Raw genomic sequence first — 15,021 nt, 5'->3', positions numbered from 1 at the left:
CGAGTCGATGATCGGATGCCACCGACATCACGCACGGTACGAAGCAGACGCTGATCCGGCCATTGCATCTTGACTATGAAACTGATGCATACCAGGCATCAGTCGGGGTCACCGCGGGGCCTCGATGCGGTCGGACACCGGCTGCATGAAGAGGCCCGCGCGGGACCGGAGCAGCTCGACGGCCGCCGTGGCCGCCGGGGACAGGCTGCGATTGGGTAGGGTGAAGATTCCCGCCTCCCGCTTGAGCAGCGGTGACGCCAGGAAGTTTCCCCTGACCCGCAGGGGGACGAGGCCGCCGGTGTCGGGCACGCTGGAGGAGACCATGACCAGGTCCGAGCGGTGCGTGACCGCCACCATCACCGACAGCTCGTCCAGCACCACCCGGGCCCGCATCAGATCCCGCTCGCGGCGGTGGGGCAGGGCATCGACCATGGCGTTCCACTCCGTGGTGGCCAGCAACCGGTAGTCGGCCAAGGCCCTCAGCGGCACGGACTCCTCGGCAAGCAGCGGGTGCCCGGGCCGGACGAAGAGCATCGGGCTCCCCCGACCGATGACCTCCACCTCGCTGGCGTCCTGCGGGGACCAGTTGGCGGCACGGCTGAGGAAGAACTCGTCGGCCGCCGCAGCGAGCCGGCTCGCCAGGGTCTCGTAACTGCCCACAGTCACCGACACCTGCAGCTGGGGGAAAGTGGGCAGCAGGTCGGCGAGCACCTCGGGGACCAGCGTTCCCGAGGCTCCCCCACCGATCCCGAAGGACAGGGTCCCCACCACACCACGGGCGATGGCCTCGATCTCCAGTCCCAGGGACTCGGCGTTGGCAAGCAGGTCGAGCGCCTTGGGCAGGAGCAGGCGCCCGGCCGAGGTCAGCGCCACACCACTGCGGTCACGGTCCAGCAGCCGCACGGAGTAGGTCCGCTCCAAGGACTGGATGCTGCGACTCAGCGCCGGTTGTGAGATGTGCAGTCGCTCAGCCGCGCGCGCGAAGCTCGCCAGCTGGGCCACGGCGACGAAGTGCCGGATCTTGACCAGATCCACCGGGTGGTGGCCCAGCATGGCGGTCTGCACATGTCCTCCTGATAACTCAAGCGCATCCATATGCCCTGCAGAATGCATTTCCCATCATCGTCGCTCTCTCCTAACGTCCTGTCCATGCACCGGACGGCGCGCAGGAGACGGAAAGTGGTGGGTCGATCGTGAGCAGCTTCAAGCCGTCGGGGTCCGTGGTGGTCGTCACCGGGGCCGGGGGCGGCATCGGTCGGGGCATCGCCGCCGCTTTTGCCCGGCGTGGTGCGTCCGTCGTGGTCACCGATGTGGAGGGTGAGGCGGCCGAGGAGGTGGCGGGCGAGCTACGCGCGGACGGCGGGTCGGCCCGAGCGGCGCAGGTCGACGTCACCGACGCCCGGGCTGTGCAGTCGTTGGCCGACGCTGTCTACGCCGAGGAAGGACGGGTCGACGTCCTGGTCAACAACGCCGGGGTGACCATGCGACCGATGCGGGCGCTGTGGCACGGGTCCGAGGAGGACTTCCGCTGGATGATGGAGGTCAACTACTTCGGCGTCGTCAACGGTCTGCGCGCCTTCCTGCCCCGCATGCTGGAGCAGACCGGCCGGCGGCACGTCGTCAACATCGCCTCCACCGCCGCCCTGAACGACGTCAAGGGCCACTCCATGTACACCGGGTCCAAGTACGCGCTGGAGGGCATTTCCAACGTCCTGCGCGCCGAACTTGCCGACCAGGGTCACGACATCGGCGTCACGGTCGTCTTCCCGGGTGCCGTCGCCACCCGCATCGCCACCAGCGAGCGACTCCGGGCCGAGGCGGACCGTTCGTCGGCTCGGACGGTCACCCCTTGGGTCTCCGCGGTCGATGCGCACCTGGACCAGACCGTCGCCGACCCCGACGAGGTCGGCGAGCGCGTCTTCCAGGCCGTGCTGGCCGACGACCGCTACTGCCTGACCCAGCCCGTGCCCGCCCGGTGGCAGGAACAGCGGCTGGCCGACCTGACCGGCGGTTTCCGCGACACCCCAAGCACCGAACCAGCGAGCTGAGAGGACACCGATGTCCACGACATGGGACGACATCGACGAGGGTCTCGCCGACCCGAACTGGTACCGCGACGGCGAGCCCCGAGCAGCGTTCAAACGGCTCCGTGATGAGGACCCCGTCCACTGGACGCCGGCGGTGACCTACGGCCACGGCTTCTGGGCGCTGTCCCGGTACGACGAGTGCAAGCAGCTGTTCGCCGACCGGGTGAACTACAGCATCTCCCGCGACATGCGGCTCCCCAGGACCGTCCAGCGGCTGACATCTCAGCAGTACGCCGACCTCGGGCTGCACGCGAGCCTGGCGCTGATGGACCCCCCGCGGCACACCCTCTTCCGGGCCCCGGTCAACAAGTTCTTCTCCGTCCCCCAGATCGGCCGGATGCGGCAGAGCGTCGAGTCGACCGTCGACCACCTCATCGACCGCATCGCGGCCAAGGGCGAGACGGAGTTCGTGCAGGAGCTGGCCGGCGACGTCCCGATGTTCGTGGTGCTCGGCTTCCTCGGCGTGCCACCCGAGCACTGGGAACGCATCAGGCTCCTGGTCTGGCGCAGCTTCGCCCCCGCCGATCCGCACTACGCCATCGAGGGCCAGACACCCGAGGAGACCTCGCTGCAGGCCCGGCACGAACTCATCGACTTCGCCCGGGAGATGACCGCCCAGCGGCGCGCCGAGCCCGCGGACGACTTCATCTCGGTGCTGGCCGGACTCGAGGTGGAAGGGGCGCACCTCGACGACTCCGAGATATCCGCGTGGGTGAACACGATCATCGTGGGCGGCCTGGAGACCACCCGAAACGCCGCCGCTGTCGGCCTGTGGCTGTTCCACCAGAACCGTGACCAGCTCGCCCTGCTACAGGCAGACCCGAGCCTCATGGGGTCGGCGGTCGACGAGGTCCTGCGGTGGGTCACCCCGGCACGCTCGCGGATGCGGGTCGCCCGCGCGGACCACCAGCTCGGCGGGAAGACCATCAAGGCCGGGGACTGGGTCGTGCCGTTCATCTCCTCGGCCAACCGGGACGAGGCGGTGTTCCACGACCCCGATGCCTTCGACATCACCCGCAACCCCAATCCGTACCTGTCCTTCGGCGACGGCATCCACCGCTGCCTCGGCCGGCATCTGGCCCGGCTGGAGCTCATGGTCATGTTCGAGAAGTTCTTCGCGGCCTTTCCCGACTTCCACGTCGTCGACGCCGACAAGCCCGACTGGATCGTCGACCACGTGATCAACGGGGTGTCCTCCCTGCACGTGCAGCTGGGCCCCCGCGCCACCGCCGAGCACGCAGCGTGAGCGCGCCGAGGAGCACCACCCGGCTGCGCGAGCTCTTCGAGCGGCCCACCACCACCGTCCTGCCCATGGGCACGGTGCCCCTGCACGCCCAGATGGCGCAGGCCGCCGGGTACGAGGCATTCTGGCTCTCCGGCGGGTTCAGCGCCTGGTGGGACGGTTTCACCGACGTGGGGCTGCTCACCCAGACCGAGGTACTCGCCCACGCCGCCAAGTTCGTGCGTGCGACCGACCTGCCGATCTTCTGCGACGCGGACACCGGCTACGGCAGCGCGATCAACGTACAGCGCACCATCGAGGAGTTCATCCGGCTGGGCGTGGCCGGGGTGCACCTGGAGGACCAGGCCGAGCCGAAGAAGGCCGGCGGCACCAAGGGCATCCGGCTGGCCGACGACGACGAGGCCATTGGCCGGCTCCGCGCGGCGTGCGAGGTGCGCGACGCGCTGGACCCCGACTTCGTCATCGTGGCCCGCACCGACGGGTACGGCGCCGCGGGCGGCAGCCTCAAGGAGGCCGTCCGGCGCGGCAATCTCTACCTCGCCGAGACCGGCGCCGACGTCGTCTTCTACGAGGGCCTGCAGTCCTGGGACCAGGCTCGGCAGGCGCTGCGGGAGACCAACGGCCGGGCGTTCGTGCTGACCAGCCCGTCCGCGCGGCCCGCACCCACGGTCGAGCAGATGTCCGCGATGGGGCAGGCCATCACGGTCTTCCCCTTCATCCAGCCGGGCGTGCACGAGGTATGGCGCGCTCTGCTCGACGGCAAGGACCGTGGCGAGCCGGCCTGGATGGACGAGTACAACGAGCGCATCGAGGCGTTGAAGGGGACGCGGTACCACCTGGCCTTCGGCGAGCTCGCCCGTCCGTCCTACGCGACGATCCGGCACGTCGAGGAGACCTTCCTGCCTCCTCACCAGCGGCCGGACTACGAAGGCTCGCTGCACTCCGACCAGTGAGAGGCGCCAGGCGCCCCGCGCCGCCGGCCGGGGCGCCTGGCTGCCCTCGAACGTGTGAGGAACGACCCGAGACCGTCGCCGACCTCAACTGCCACGGCATTCACCGGAACGGCCACCCGACCGCGCCCAGATCCGTGACTTCCCGGCCACCCGGCACGCCAGGATCACCCCGGACCGGGTCGGCCTGCTCAGGGGCCCCCGCAGGCGGACCTTCGACTGGTCGACCGACGAGCCCACACGGCACGCCCGATTCCGCCTCGAACGGCGATTCCGGAACCCCCATCAGCGGTAACCCACCAAGGAGTTCAGGTGATCGAGGTGCGGCCCAGCCAGCACAGGCAGAACCTCGGCGTTGTCCAGCAGGCGTGCCCGTCCAGACGATCCACGCGGGCTACAGTCCCCGGTACTTCGCCCTGCGGCAGAAGGGCGCGATCTGGCTGAACGTCGTCAACGACCAGGGATGGGCCTGGGCGGCGTCGTCGTGCCCGGCACCCTGCGCGACTCATGGACGCACTGCTGGGCCGCGACGGCGGCGTTCCGCGCCCACGGGGGCGACATGCTCCGCGTGGCCGGCTCCCTGACGCTCGGCGAGGTCCGCGGCCACGATCTGATCGCATGCTCTGCGGGACGGCCGCCCGACCGGCCTGGGCGACGCATTCGCCCACCACGGCCGGATCTTCAAGACCCTGCACCTGCTGCAGTTCCCTCCGAGACCCGGACGCCGGCGAGGACGACGCGGGCGAGGACGGACGGCCACCGGCCGGGACCGCACGATGACGGTCCCGGCCGGTGGGACCGGTGTCCTGGCCCGCGGGGCGGGTCAGACCCAGGTGGGCATGGCCTGGTCGGGGTAGCGGGCGCCGAAGCCGCCGTGGGGCAGGATCTCCCGGATCTGCGCGAGGTCGGCCTCGGTGAGAGTGACGTCGGCCGCTCCGGCGTTCTCCTCGATGCGGGCAGCACTGCGGGTGCCGGGGATGGGCACGATGTGCTCGCCCTGGGCGAGCAGCCAGGCCAGGGCCAGCTGCGAGACGGCGATGCCCTTCGCCTTGGCGAGCTCACCGAGCCGGCCCACGGCCTCCATGTTCTTCTCGAAGTTGCCGGGCAGCCAGCGCGGGTCGTGGTTGCGGTAGTCGGTGGGGTCGTACTCGCTGGCGGGCTTGGCGCTGCCGGTGATGAAGCCGCGGCCGAGCGGCGAGTAGGCGGCCAAGCCGATGCCGAGGTCGTCCAGGACCGGGAAGAGCTCCTCGACCTCGCGGGAGAAGAGGCTGTACTCGGTCTGCAGGACGGAGACGGGCTGCACGGCGTGTGCGCGGCGGATGGTCTGCGGTCCCGCCTCGCTCAGGCCGAAGTACTTCACCTTGCCCGCGTCGATCAGCTCCTTGACGGCCCCGGCGACGTCCTCGATCGGTACATCCGGGTCGACGCGGTGCTGGTAGAAGACGTCGATGCGGTCGGTACCGAGGTAGCGCAGGCTGTTGTCGGCGACCTTGCGGATGTTGTCGGGGCGGCTGTTGCGGGCGCCGGTGGAGGAGGTCATGTCGATGCCGAACTTGGTAGCCAGCACCACCTCGTCGCGGAAGTCCCTGACCGCCTCGCCGAGCAGGATCTCGTTGGAGCCGGTGCCCATGCCGTAGGCCTCGGCGGTGTCGAAGAAGGTGACGCCCAGGTCGTGGGCGTGCTGGATGGCGGCGACGCCCGCCTGCTCGTCGGTGGGGCCATAGGCCATGGTCAGGCCCATGGCTCCGTAGCCGACCGCTGAGACCTCAAGGCCCTGGTTGCCGAGTGTCCTGTACTCCATGACGCACTCCTCATCGCCAAACCAAACTGTCTGGTTTGACCGTAGGTCAGGCTCGGCATCGAGTCAAACCGAACGGTTTGGTACGATTGAGGCATGATCTCCTCCACCGGCGCCGACTCCACCCGCGACCGAATCGTCGCCGCGGCCACGGCCGAGTTCGCCCGGCACGGAATCGCCGGCGCCCGCATTGAGCGCATCGCCAAGGCCGCGAAGACCAGCAAGGAGCGTGTCTACGCCTACTTCCGCGGCAAGGAGGAGCTCTACCGCTTCGCCTCCGGCCGTGAACTCACCGCGATCGCGGAGGCCACCCGCATGGACCCTGCGGACCTGCCCGGCTACGCGGGCCGCATCCACGACTACTTCACCGCCCATCCCGAGCAGCACCGGCTGGTGGCCTGGGGCCAGTTGGAACTCGGCCCGGACGACACCGCGGACGACGACCCCATCTGCCAGGCCATGGCTCACAAGACCGAGCAACTGCGCGCCGCGCAGGAAGCCGGGCAACTCGCCCCCGACTGGGATCCGGTCGACGTCCTCGTTCTCGTCAACCAGATCGCCACCTCCTGGGCCAACCAGCCCCACCTCACCGCCGGGATCCCCCCGCAGGAACGGGCGGCATACCTGTCGTCCCGGCGCGCCGCCGTCGTAGCGGCCGTCCAACGCCTCTTCCCCACAGCCCAGGCGCCACTCGACGAGGAGCGCTGACCGTCCGGCCCGAAAAGGACGCCACGCGGGGCCGGTCTCCTCGTCGCCCAGGCTTCGGGCTGTCGGGCGTGACGGCCTTCCGCCGGTTCACCGAATGGACCGAGGCCAGGGTGTGGGCCAAGCTTCACCGCCTGGTCCTGGATGAACTCGGTGCCAGAGGTGAGCTGGACTGGTCACGGTGCGCGATCGGCTCGGTGACCGTCCGGACCCTCGAAGGGGGCAGCTGATGGGACCGAATCCGACCGACCGAGGCAAGAAGGGATCGAAAACCCACCCTCATCGTCGACCGCCAGGGCCTGCCTCTGTCGATCGGCATCTCCGCCGCCAACCTCCACGACAGCCAGGCACTCATCCCGCTGGTCCGGCCAGTCGCCCCCGTCCGCGTCCGCGGCGAGGACGACCGCCTGTTCCGGGAGCACGAGCCCTCCGTCGCCCACGGCCTCGCGGGCCCGCCGCGTGTGCTCGGGGGTGACGAGGTAGGGGTACACGCCCCGGGCCCGCTTCGCCACCACCTCCAGCATCTTGGGGCCGAGTGCGGCGAGCGCCCGGCCCTCGGACGGCACCGGCTCGTCTGCCGTGTCCAGCCCGTCGAGGAACGCCGTCATCGCGGCCGGCGGCCGACGGTAGCGGCCGGGTTCCAAGGCGTCGACGCGATGGGCGTGGCTCACGCCGGCGCCCAGCAGAAACCGCTCCTCGTGTGTGGCGGACAACGAGGCGTACGACGCGGCGGCGCCGTCGGCGTGTGTGCCCACAGGTTCAGTACGCCGGTCCGGCCGGCGGCGAGCAGGACACCGAGGCCGCGGCCGTCCACGCCACAGTTGTTGGAGACGACCCGCAGCCCGCCCGCGCCTTGTGTGCAGAGGGCGCGGATGAGGACGTCGGGGACGCCGCTGAGGCCGAAGCCGCCGACGGCCAGTGAGGCACCGTCGGGGATGTCGGCGACCGCCTCGGCGGCGGTGTCACGGACTTTGTTCACGTGGAGCCTTTGCAGGTGGTGGCGGGGCGATTGCGCGCTTCGTGGGGCAGGCCGACGCCGATCAGACCTGGGTGTGCAGGGGGCCGGAGTTGTAGGTGATCGCGTCGGCGAATGCTTGGGGCAGGTCGAAGGGGTGGCCGGTGGTGTCGGCGTAGGCGCGGTGCAGGTTGAGGACGATGCGTTCTGCGTCGGGCAGGTCGGCGAATGGGCCGAGGCGGCAGGTGCGCGCCGCTTGCAGGGGTGTGAGGCCGTCGCGCAGGCCGGTCTGGGCGGTGGTGTGTACGAGCCGGTAGTACGCACGGTGCTGGTCGAGCACCATCGGCAGGGCGTGTGCGTCGATGACGGGGCCGTGGCCCGGCACCACGTGCCCGCGTGCGAAGGAGGCGATCCAGTCCAGCGAGCGCAGGGCGCCGTCCAGGGAGCCCATGAACACCAGTGGGGTGACACGGTGGAAGAGCAGGTCCCCGGCGAACAGCACGCGTTGTTCGGGGAGCCAGGCGATCAGGTCGCCGCTGGTGTGCGCGGGGTGGCCGGGGTGGTGGAGTTCGATGGGATGGCTGTCGCTGTGCAGGGTGAGCGCTGTGCGGATGGTGAGGTCCGGGGCGCGCCGGGTGACCGCGCCCCAGTCGGGCACGGGCTGCCAGATCGGCGGGCAGCCGTCGATGACGGTGTCGGTCAGGATGCCTTCACGGGTGGCTTGGTGCGCGATGACCACCGTGGTGCGGGGCAGCAGGCTGTTGCCGTGGGTGTGGTCGCCGTGCAGGTGGGTGTTGACCAGGTAGCGGATCGGTGTGCCCGGTGCCGCCCGGCCGACGGCGCCCAGCAGGCCCCGTGTGCGGTTCTCGGTGGCGCAGGTGTCAATGAGGACGGTGTGGTCGTCGGTGATCACGAACCCGGCATTGTTGATCCACCAGGAACCGTCCTGCTGGATCCAGGCGTACACGCCGGGGGCCACGGCGTGGGCGGTGCCCGCGGTGTCCGGTGGCGGGCTCAGTGCGGGGGTCATGGGCGGCCTCCGTGGTGCGGGTGCGAGGTGGCCCGCAGGTCGCCGACGGGGCGCTCGGCAGGCTCGGTCACGCGGCAGGTCTGGGTGCCCAGGTGCTCGACGCTGAGGGTGACGGTGTCGCCCGGGGCCAGGGGTGGGTGGGCGTCGAGTCCGTGGCGTCCCCACAGTTCGGCCAGGCAGCCGCCGCCGCAGGTCCCGGAACCGAGGATGTCGCCGGTGCGGACCTCGGTGCCCCGCGAGGCGTAGGCGATCATCTGGGCGTAGCTGAAGGCCATGTTGCTCCACACGTCCTCGCCCACGACGGTGCCGTTGACGGCCGCCGTCATCCGCAGGCCGTAGGCGTTGCCCGCGCGGTAGGGCTCCAGTTCGTCGGGGGTGACGAACACCGGGCCGAGCGTGGTGGCGCTGTCCTTGCCCTTCGCGGGGCCGAGGCGGACCTGCATCTCCGTGAACTGCAGGTCGCGCGCGGACCAGTCGTTCATCAGCACGTATCCGGCGATGTGGGACTCTGCCTCGTCGACGCTCAGGTCCCGGCCGCCTCGACCGATCACGGCGGCGACCTCCAGTTCGAAGTCGAAGCGCGTGCAGCCCGGCGGGATGCGCACATCCTCCTGCGGGCCCTGGATGGCATAGGGGTTGGTGAAGTAGAAGGCCGGAGCCTCGTACCACTGCTCGGGCGGGCCTGCCTCCGGTCCGCCCAGTCTGGCCACGCCCTCGACGTGACTCTCGAAGGTCATGAAATCCCGCACGGTCGGCGGCTGGGGAATCGGCGCCCGCAGCCTGAGCGAGGCGTAGGGGTGCACGGCACGGGGATCGCGCAGCGCGTCGTCCGCGGCGTCGCGCAACCGCTGCGGGTCGTCGAGCAGGTCGATGAGACGAATACCGGCTGGCAGCGCGTGGACGAGGCCGTCGGCGCCGAGTACGCCGACACGGTCGCCGCCGTCGCTGTCGATGTCGCCGTCGTTCTCGGTGTAGGTGACGAAGCGCATGATCACCTCCCGGGCGGCTGGTGTTCCGGAGCCGCCTGGAGTTCCGGCGACATGCTGGCAATGAAGCCCCATGCTTCCGGCGGGGTGCCGGGCAGGGGGCGCCCGGCGCCGGCGAGCCGGCCGAGGACTGTTTCGGCCGAGGCGTCCGCCCGTGCGAGCAGGGCCGGAAGATCAGTGCCGGTGAGTCGGCCGTCGCGCTTGACGAAGCGACCGGCGACCAGGACGTGGCGGACATCGGCGGGGGTGGTCTGGAAGACGAGGGTGCCGGCAGGGTCGAGATGCGGGTGCTGGGACATGCCGGGCCCGCCGGTCACGATGATGTCGGCCTGCTTGCCGGGGGTGAGGCTGCCGATCCGGTGATCGAGTCCGATCGCCTCGGCCGCATTGACGGTGGTCCAGGCCAGTGCCTCCTGCGCAGTGATGGTCACCGTGGTGGGGTCCGCGCCTGCGAGGTTGAGGTTCTCGGTGTCGGCCCAGCGTTGGAAGGCCAGGCCCATGCGGGTCTGGGTGAACAGGTCGCCGGTGTTGAGGGAGACGATGTCGCAGGACAGGGTCGGTTTGATGCCGTGCCGGCGGGCGGCTGCGAAGGCGGGGCGGCCCATGCCCATGTTGAGTTCGGTCTCCACCGAGATCGACAGCTTGGCGCCGTGGTCGGCCAGCAGGCGCCACTCCTCGTCGGTGAGGGTGTTGCAGTGCACGTGGACCTGGTCCGGTCCGAGCAGGCCCGCCGCGGCGAATTCGCGCACGCCGCTCGGCAGTGACCACACGCAGCCGGTGTGCGTGACGATCAGCGCGTCGTGTTCGCGGGCGGCGGCGATCTCGGCGCGGGTGGTGTCGAACGGCCGCGTGCCGTACTCGGTGAGCGCCACGCCGAGGGTCAGCAGCGCGTCCCGGCTCGGGAAATGGGCGTCGGCGACGCGACGGAAGTCCGCCAGGCGCGAGGCGTGGTCGGTGAAGTGCGGCGGCTGGAGCGGGTTCGACTCGAAGAAGCCGTAGCCGAACACCGCGCGGATTCCCGCGTCCCGCAGCCCGGTGATCGCGGCGTCGGCGTGCTCGGGCGTGTTGTTGCAGTGCGAGAAGTCCAGGATCGTGGTGACGCCGGAATTCAGTGCGTCCAGGGCGCCGAGGTGATTGCCCAGGTGGACGTCCTCGGCGAGGTAGGCCGGTGAGACGCCGAGCCGGATGCCGAACAGGTAGTCCGCCAGGGTCCAGTCGGCGCACAGGGCGCGCAGCTGCGTCTGCCAGGTGTGCCGGTGTGTGTCGATCATGCCGGGTGCCACGATGTGCCCCGTGACGTCCACCGTCTCCGCCTCCTCGACGGAGAGGTCCGGTGCCACAGCGGCGATCACACCGTCCTCGATCAGCACGTCACCTCGGGGCAGGCTCCCCAGATGCGGATCCATGGTGAGGACGGTGCCGCCGCGCAGCACAACGCGATACCGAGCCATGATGATGACTCCTTCGTCATCCGAGCCACAGAGGCAGTGCCTCCCGTGGACTCACCTCACCAGAGGAGGAAGCCGGGGATCATCAGCCGAAACGGTTGTGAACCGGCCGTGACCGAGGGATTGACGGCCCGGCCTCCTCTGGCATAGACGGAAGCACCGGCAGTGCGGGCGGTACGGAGCGGGAGGCACGGAGGCACAGGCATGGACATCCGGGCGCTCCGCTACGCGGTGACCCTGGCGGAGGAACTGCACTTCGGCAGGGCCGCGCAGCGGCACTACATCAGCCCCCAGCCCTTCGGCCGCCACATCCAGCGGCTGGAACGGGAACTGGGCACCAAGCTCTTCGAACGCACCAGCCGACGGGTGGCCCTCACCCCTGATGGAGAGCGGCTGATCGCCGAAGCCCGGACTCTGCTCGACACCGTGGACTCCCTCACCGAACACCACCGCCGCCGCACCACCGACGAAAAGCTCCTCACGCTGGGCGTCCTGGGATTCGGACTCGCCGAACGCTGGACGGACCTGACTGCGGCGGTGCACGGCCACGATCCCGGGATCGCCTTCTCCTACGCCGAACTGGACCTGGCCGACCAGTACGAAGCGGTCCGCAGCCACCGGGTCGACGTGGGCATCGTCCAGTACGTCGGCCCCGTCGACGGGCTGGTCTTCGAGCACGCCATGACCATGCCCCGGGTCGTGGTCGTCCCCGCGCGCTCCCCTCTCGCCGACGCCGACCGTCTGACCGAGGCCGACCTCGGTGACAGCCCGTGGCTGCCTACCGCCCTCGCCCATCCCGCGCTCGAAGCATGGTCCGGCCCCGCCTCCGACGGGTCCCACAGCCGCGGCGCCCTGCGCCACCCCGCCGCCATACCGTCAGCCGTGGCGACAACCGGCCGCATAGCCCTGCACGCCGCAGCCGCCGGCCGCTTCTACCCCCACCCGGACGTCCGGTTCGTCCCGCTCGACGGACCGCCCGTGGAGATCGCCGTCGCCACCCGCGCCACCGACGACCGGCACGCCATCGCCGCCGTCCGCCACGCGACCCGCCTTCTCGGCAGAGTCCGGTAGGCCGACCAGAAGATCCGCGGGGCGCAGGGATCCAACGTCCTGACCTCCGCGGTGATCACCCGCCACCAGCCTGGACGTTCGGCGCCGTCGGCGCGGCTGCCCCACTGCTGAATCTCGCGCCGGGGCCGCGCTCCATCGCGGGGCGAGAGCGTGGCTGCCGCCCGGTCGATACCCAATTACGGCCGACTCTGCGGGTCTGTCCACGGATATTGGCAAACCTGCTGCACCGTGTGCGGCCGGGGATCGCCACGAACCCAACGCGGCGCTAGTTCAGAGAAGCTGCCGACCGCCATGTCGGCCCGCTCCGCCGAACTCGGCCTGACGGAGCGCGACATCGACGAGATCACCGCACAGGCACAGGCCCATCCCTACGCCAACCCACAACCGGTCACCGAAAAAGCCCTCCGCTCGCTCCTCACCCAGGTACTGAAGGGAACCCTCGTTCAGTCCCACTGACCCCATCGACGGTGATGGCCGATCGGCTCGACGTCCTCTGCCGTTCGGCGGGGGCAGGTCTGGAAGTTCGGCAGACGCGTCAGGGTGTGCGGACCATACATGCTCCCATCGACAACACAACGTCCTTGGAGGCACCATGCGCACTCGCACAGCCGCCTGCGTCGTACTGCTCGCCCTCACGGCCTTCACCACCGGCTGCGGAAGCTCCGAGAGCACCAGCAAGCCGAGCAAGTCCAGCAGCACCCCGACCACCGCCGGCGCCACACCGGCAGCCGCCGGCGCCGAAGACCTGAAGGCCTGTACGAAGGCCATGAAGGCCGTACTCGATGCGAACCCCGATGCGGACTCCGAGGCCTTGAAGCCCGCCGAGTGCGACGGCCTCAGTAAGAGGGACTACCAGAAGGCCGCGACTGAAGTCCTCGCGGGCATGAAAAAAGACTGAGACGCACTCCAGAACGCCATCGACGAAGCCTCCACGACCGCCCCCGCCCTGGCCGGCCCCGACGAGGCCGTGCACGAGCCGGCCCGACCGTCGCGGGCTGAAGGCCCCTGCGTCGCCCACACCTTCCGTTCTGGTGGTCGTCTCAACACCCCAGCTCAGGGGATGCGAGGGACTTCGAGATCCGGAAGGTACGGAGCCCTCAGGGCCGCAAGAAGCTCTCTGCTGAGCGAGCTGCATACTTCCCGCTCACGCAGCAGGGTGTGAACAACGAGGACGCGGGCCGAATCGTCAGGGTGAACTCGAAGGCCGGCAGGCGCCGGCGCAACGGACGCAGACCGTCCGGCCGGGAACAAGGCGGCATCACCGGTTCGTCCGGTGGTGCCGTCGGCCGTTTCTTCGTCGCGATGCCTGAGCCAGGACGAGCGGATCTGCATCGCCGACCAGATACGGGAGAAAGCGCCGGTCAGGGCCATCGCCGTTGAGCTGGACCGCAGCCCGTCGACCGTCAGCCGCAAGATCCGCCGCAACCGCACCACGGGCACCACCGCCCAGTGGCACTACCGGCCCTACACCGCTCAAGCCCGTGCGGAGAGCCGCCGCCCCCGCCCCAAGCCCCGGAAGATCCACCGGAACCCCGAGCCGCGGGTCTTCGTCCGGGCCGGCCTGGACCGCCGGCGGAGCCCGGAACAGATATGCCACGCTCTAGAAGGCACAGTTTCCCGACCGCCGGAGATGCATGTGGTCCACGAGACGGTCTACCAGGCCCTCTACGTCCAGGGCCGCGGGGAACTGCGCCGTGAGCCGGCCCGCGCACTGCGCTCGGGACGGACCCGCCGCAAGCCCCAGCGGCAGACCCGCAGCCTGCAGCCCCGCCGCCGGGCCCCCTGGGCATGATCAGCGAACGTCCCGCCGAGGCCGAAGACCGGGCCGTCCCCGGCCACGGGGAGGGCGACCTGATCATCGGCAAGGACGGCGCTTCGTCGATCGGCACCCTCGTCGAACGCGCCACCCGCTGCGTGATGCTCCTGCACCTGCCCGACGGCCGCAGCGCCGAACACGTCCGGGACGCCCTGGTGGATACCGTCCGGCCGCTGCCCGAACACCTGGTCCGCGCTCTCCCCTGGGACCAGGGCGCAGAGATGGCCACCCACAGGAGCGCCAGCACGGCCACTGAGAGTGTCGACGACCTTCTTCTTGAAGCCCTGGTCGACCAGGGCCTTCTCCACCGTGTCGCACTGCCCGGCGACACCGTCCAGCAGGGCGATGCCGGCGGCGTTGTCGTGGGCGGAGGCGGGCAGGACGACGCAGTCGATGACGAGGCCCGACACGTCCACGGCCAGGCATCTCGTCCTGCCCGGGCCCTTCTTCGCGGCGTCCCGGCCCGTCATCGCGGCCGGGACGCCGGCGGAGGCGGGGAGGCTCTGCGTGTCCAGGACCACCAGGCTCGGGTCGGCTAACCGTTTCCGTTCATCCCGCATCTGCCGATGCGGCAGGCCGTGGATGTCCTGGTCGATGCCGTCGTCGCGCCAGAGGTGGAAGTAGTACTTCACCGCTCCGGGCAGGGGCATGCCGTGGGGCGGGAACTCCCACTGACAACCCGTGGGGCGGGAACTCCCACCGACAACCCGTGCGGTTCTGGTAGAGGGTCGCGTTCACGATCTCGCGCATCGCGTACTTCCCCTGATGGCCGCTGACAGACGGATGCCGGGCCTTCCCTGCCGTGATCACGGGCTCCACAAGCACCCACTGCACGTCGGTGAGACCGCTCGAGTACGTGCACATGTCCATGCCACAACCCCAGGAACTCCGAACGCCTGACCGGCAGCAATGCCCCGACGTCACACCGTCGA

General features: G+C 70.1%; 14 protein-coding genes and 3 pseudogenes. 9 read left to right on the top strand and 8 right to left on the bottom strand.

Features of this window, described 5'->3' with window-relative positions; translation table 11 throughout:
- Window positions 1–108: 108 nt before the first annotated feature.
- The gene (locus tag EF387_RS04675) at window positions 109–1,065 is read right to left on the bottom strand and encodes a LysR family transcriptional regulator (protein ID WP_162467077.1); all 957 of its coding nucleotides are present in this window, start codon (window positions 1,063–1,065) and stop codon (window positions 109–111) included.
- Between the two features lie 128 nt (window positions 1,066–1,193).
- Here EF387_RS04675 and EF387_RS04670 point away from each other — a divergent pair, with 128 nt between their 5' ends.
- The 3 genes from EF387_RS04670 to EF387_RS04660 are packed head-to-tail and all read left to right on the top strand — an operon-like array spanning window position 1,194 to window position 4,283.
- Window positions 1,194–2,048, top strand: a complete 855-nt coding sequence (locus tag EF387_RS04670) for an SDR family NAD(P)-dependent oxidoreductase (protein ID WP_128375178.1) — start codon at window positions 1,194–1,196, stop codon at window positions 2,046–2,048.
- A gap of 10 nt (window positions 2,049–2,058) precedes the next feature.
- Window positions 2,059–3,333: a cytochrome P450 gene (locus tag EF387_RS04665; RefSeq protein ID WP_128375177.1), complete on the top strand. Its 1,275-nt coding sequence runs from the start codon at window positions 2,059–2,061 to the stop codon at window positions 3,331–3,333.
- Window positions 3,330–4,283 (top strand): isocitrate lyase/PEP mutase family protein, encoded by a 954-nt coding sequence (locus EF387_RS04660; protein WP_128375176.1) that lies wholly within the window; start codon window positions 3,330–3,332, stop codon window positions 4,281–4,283. Before EF387_RS04665 ends, EF387_RS04660 begins: the two co-directional genes overlap by 4 nt.
- 820 nt (window positions 4,284–5,103) lie before the next feature.
- Here EF387_RS04660 and EF387_RS04655 read toward each other — a convergent pair.
- Window positions 5,104–6,081, bottom strand: coding sequence for an aldo/keto reductase (locus EF387_RS04655; RefSeq protein ID WP_128375175.1), 978 nt, complete (start codon window positions 6,079–6,081; stop codon window positions 5,104–5,106).
- 93 nt (window positions 6,082–6,174) lie between these two features.
- Between EF387_RS04655 and EF387_RS04650 the strand changes: the two genes are divergently transcribed.
- Together EF387_RS04650 and EF387_RS04645 are read left to right on the top strand one after the other, a co-directional pair.
- Window positions 6,175–6,786, top strand: coding sequence for a TetR/AcrR family transcriptional regulator (locus EF387_RS04650; protein WP_128375174.1), 612 nt, complete (start codon window positions 6,175–6,177; stop codon window positions 6,784–6,786).
- Window positions 6,738–7,235, top strand: a pseudogene (locus EF387_RS04645) (transposase); the annotation flags it as partial. The gene EF387_RS04650 and the pseudogene EF387_RS04645, both read left to right, overlap by 49 nt.
- Before the next feature lie 215 nt (window positions 7,236–7,450).
- Here the strand turns inward: EF387_RS04645 and EF387_RS04635 are convergent.
- From EF387_RS04635 to EF387_RS04620, 4 genes are all read right to left on the bottom strand, one after another.
- Window positions 7,451–7,762, bottom strand: coding sequence for a CoA-transferase (locus EF387_RS04635; protein WP_476691246.1), 312 nt, complete (start codon window positions 7,760–7,762; stop codon window positions 7,451–7,453).
- Window positions 7,763–7,823: 61 nt separating this feature from the next.
- Window positions 7,824–8,768: an MBL fold metallo-hydrolase gene (locus EF387_RS04630; RefSeq protein WP_128375173.1), complete on the bottom strand. Its 945-nt coding sequence runs from the start codon at window positions 8,766–8,768 to the stop codon at window positions 7,824–7,826.
- Complete coding sequence (locus EF387_RS04625; protein ID WP_128375172.1) at window positions 8,765–9,757, bottom strand: fumarylacetoacetate hydrolase family protein; 993 nt, start codon at window positions 9,755–9,757, stop codon at window positions 8,765–8,767. The genes EF387_RS04630 and EF387_RS04625 overlap by 4 nt, the downstream gene beginning before the upstream one ends.
- Window positions 9,758–9,759: 2 nt before the next feature.
- Complete coding sequence (locus tag EF387_RS04620; RefSeq protein ID WP_128375171.1) at window positions 9,760–11,205, bottom strand: amidohydrolase family protein; 1,446 nt, start codon at window positions 11,203–11,205, stop codon at window positions 9,760–9,762.
- A gap of 201 nt (window positions 11,206–11,406) precedes the next feature.
- Here EF387_RS04620 and EF387_RS04615 point away from each other — a divergent pair, with 201 nt between their 5' ends.
- From EF387_RS04615 to EF387_RS49940, 4 genes and pseudogenes are all read left to right on the top strand, one after another.
- Entirely contained in the window at window positions 11,407–12,273 is an 867-nt protein-coding gene (locus tag EF387_RS04615; RefSeq protein WP_128375170.1) for a LysR family transcriptional regulator, read from the top strand.
- A gap of 291 nt (window positions 12,274–12,564) precedes the next feature.
- The gene (locus EF387_RS46560) at window positions 12,565–12,729 is read left to right on the top strand and encodes a hypothetical protein (protein WP_155589733.1); all 165 of its coding nucleotides are present in this window, start codon (window positions 12,565–12,567) and stop codon (window positions 12,727–12,729) included.
- 136 nt (window positions 12,730–12,865) lie between these two features.
- Window positions 12,866–13,171, top strand: coding sequence for a hypothetical protein (locus EF387_RS04610; protein ID WP_128375169.1), 306 nt, complete (start codon window positions 12,866–12,868; stop codon window positions 13,169–13,171).
- Window positions 13,172–13,350: 179 nt separating this feature from the next.
- A pseudogene (locus EF387_RS49940) lies at window positions 13,351–14,346 on the top strand (IS30 family transposase); the annotation flags it as partial.
- Window positions 14,347–14,400: 54 nt separating this feature from the next.
- Here EF387_RS49940 and EF387_RS49680 read toward each other — a convergent pair.
- Together EF387_RS49680 and EF387_RS04595 are read right to left on the bottom strand one after the other, a co-directional pair.
- Window positions 14,401–14,649: pseudogene (locus tag EF387_RS49680) on the bottom strand (transposase); the annotation flags it as partial.
- The gene (locus EF387_RS04595; protein ID WP_238431338.1) at window positions 14,639–14,953 is read right to left on the bottom strand and encodes a transposase; all 315 of its coding nucleotides are present in this window, start codon (window positions 14,951–14,953) and stop codon (window positions 14,639–14,641) included. The gene EF387_RS04595 and the pseudogene EF387_RS49680, both read right to left, overlap by 11 nt.
- Window positions 14,954–15,021: the final 68 nt, after the last annotated feature.

The organism is Streptomyces cavernae, assembly GCF_004023625.1.
GTDB lineage: Bacteria > Actinomycetota > Actinomycetes > Streptomycetales > Streptomycetaceae > Streptomyces > Streptomyces cavernae.
This window is presented reverse-complemented; position numbering and strand designations above follow the sequence as displayed.

What these genes read in the sequence shown, in the direction of transcription:
- EF387_RS04665 (WP_128375177.1), top strand. Translation starts at nt 2,059, where the DNA reads ATGTCCACGACATGGGACGACATCGACGAGGGTCTCGCCGACCCGAAC.
- EF387_RS04655 (WP_128375175.1), bottom strand. Translation starts at nt 6,081, where the DNA reads ATGGAGTACAGGACACTCGGCAACCAGGGCCTTGAGGTCTCAGCGGTC.
- EF387_RS04650 (WP_128375174.1), top strand. Translation starts at nt 6,175, where the DNA reads ATGATCTCCTCCACCGGCGCCGACTCCACCCGCGACCGAATCGTCGCC.
- EF387_RS04630 (WP_128375173.1), bottom strand. Translation starts at nt 8,768, where the DNA reads ATGACCCCCGCACTGAGCCCGCCACCGGACACCGCGGGCACCGCCCAC.
- EF387_RS04625 (WP_128375172.1), bottom strand. Translation starts at nt 9,757, where the DNA reads ATGCGCTTCGTCACCTACACCGAGAACGACGGCGACATCGACAGCGAC.
- EF387_RS04620 (WP_128375171.1), bottom strand. Translation starts at nt 11,205, where the DNA reads ATGGCTCGGTATCGCGTTGTGCTGCGCGGCGGCACCGTCCTCACCATG.
- EF387_RS04615 (WP_128375170.1), top strand. Translation starts at nt 11,407, where the DNA reads ATGGACATCCGGGCGCTCCGCTACGCGGTGACCCTGGCGGAGGAACTG.
- EF387_RS46560 (WP_155589733.1), top strand. Translation starts at nt 12,565, where the DNA reads ATGTCGGCCCGCTCCGCCGAACTCGGCCTGACGGAGCGCGACATCGAC.
- EF387_RS04610 (WP_128375169.1), top strand. Translation starts at nt 12,866, where the DNA reads ATGCGCACTCGCACAGCCGCCTGCGTCGTACTGCTCGCCCTCACGGCC.
- EF387_RS04595 (WP_238431338.1), bottom strand. Translation starts at nt 14,953, where the DNA reads ATGTGCACGTACTCGAGCGGTCTCACCGACGTGCAGTGGGTGCTTGTG.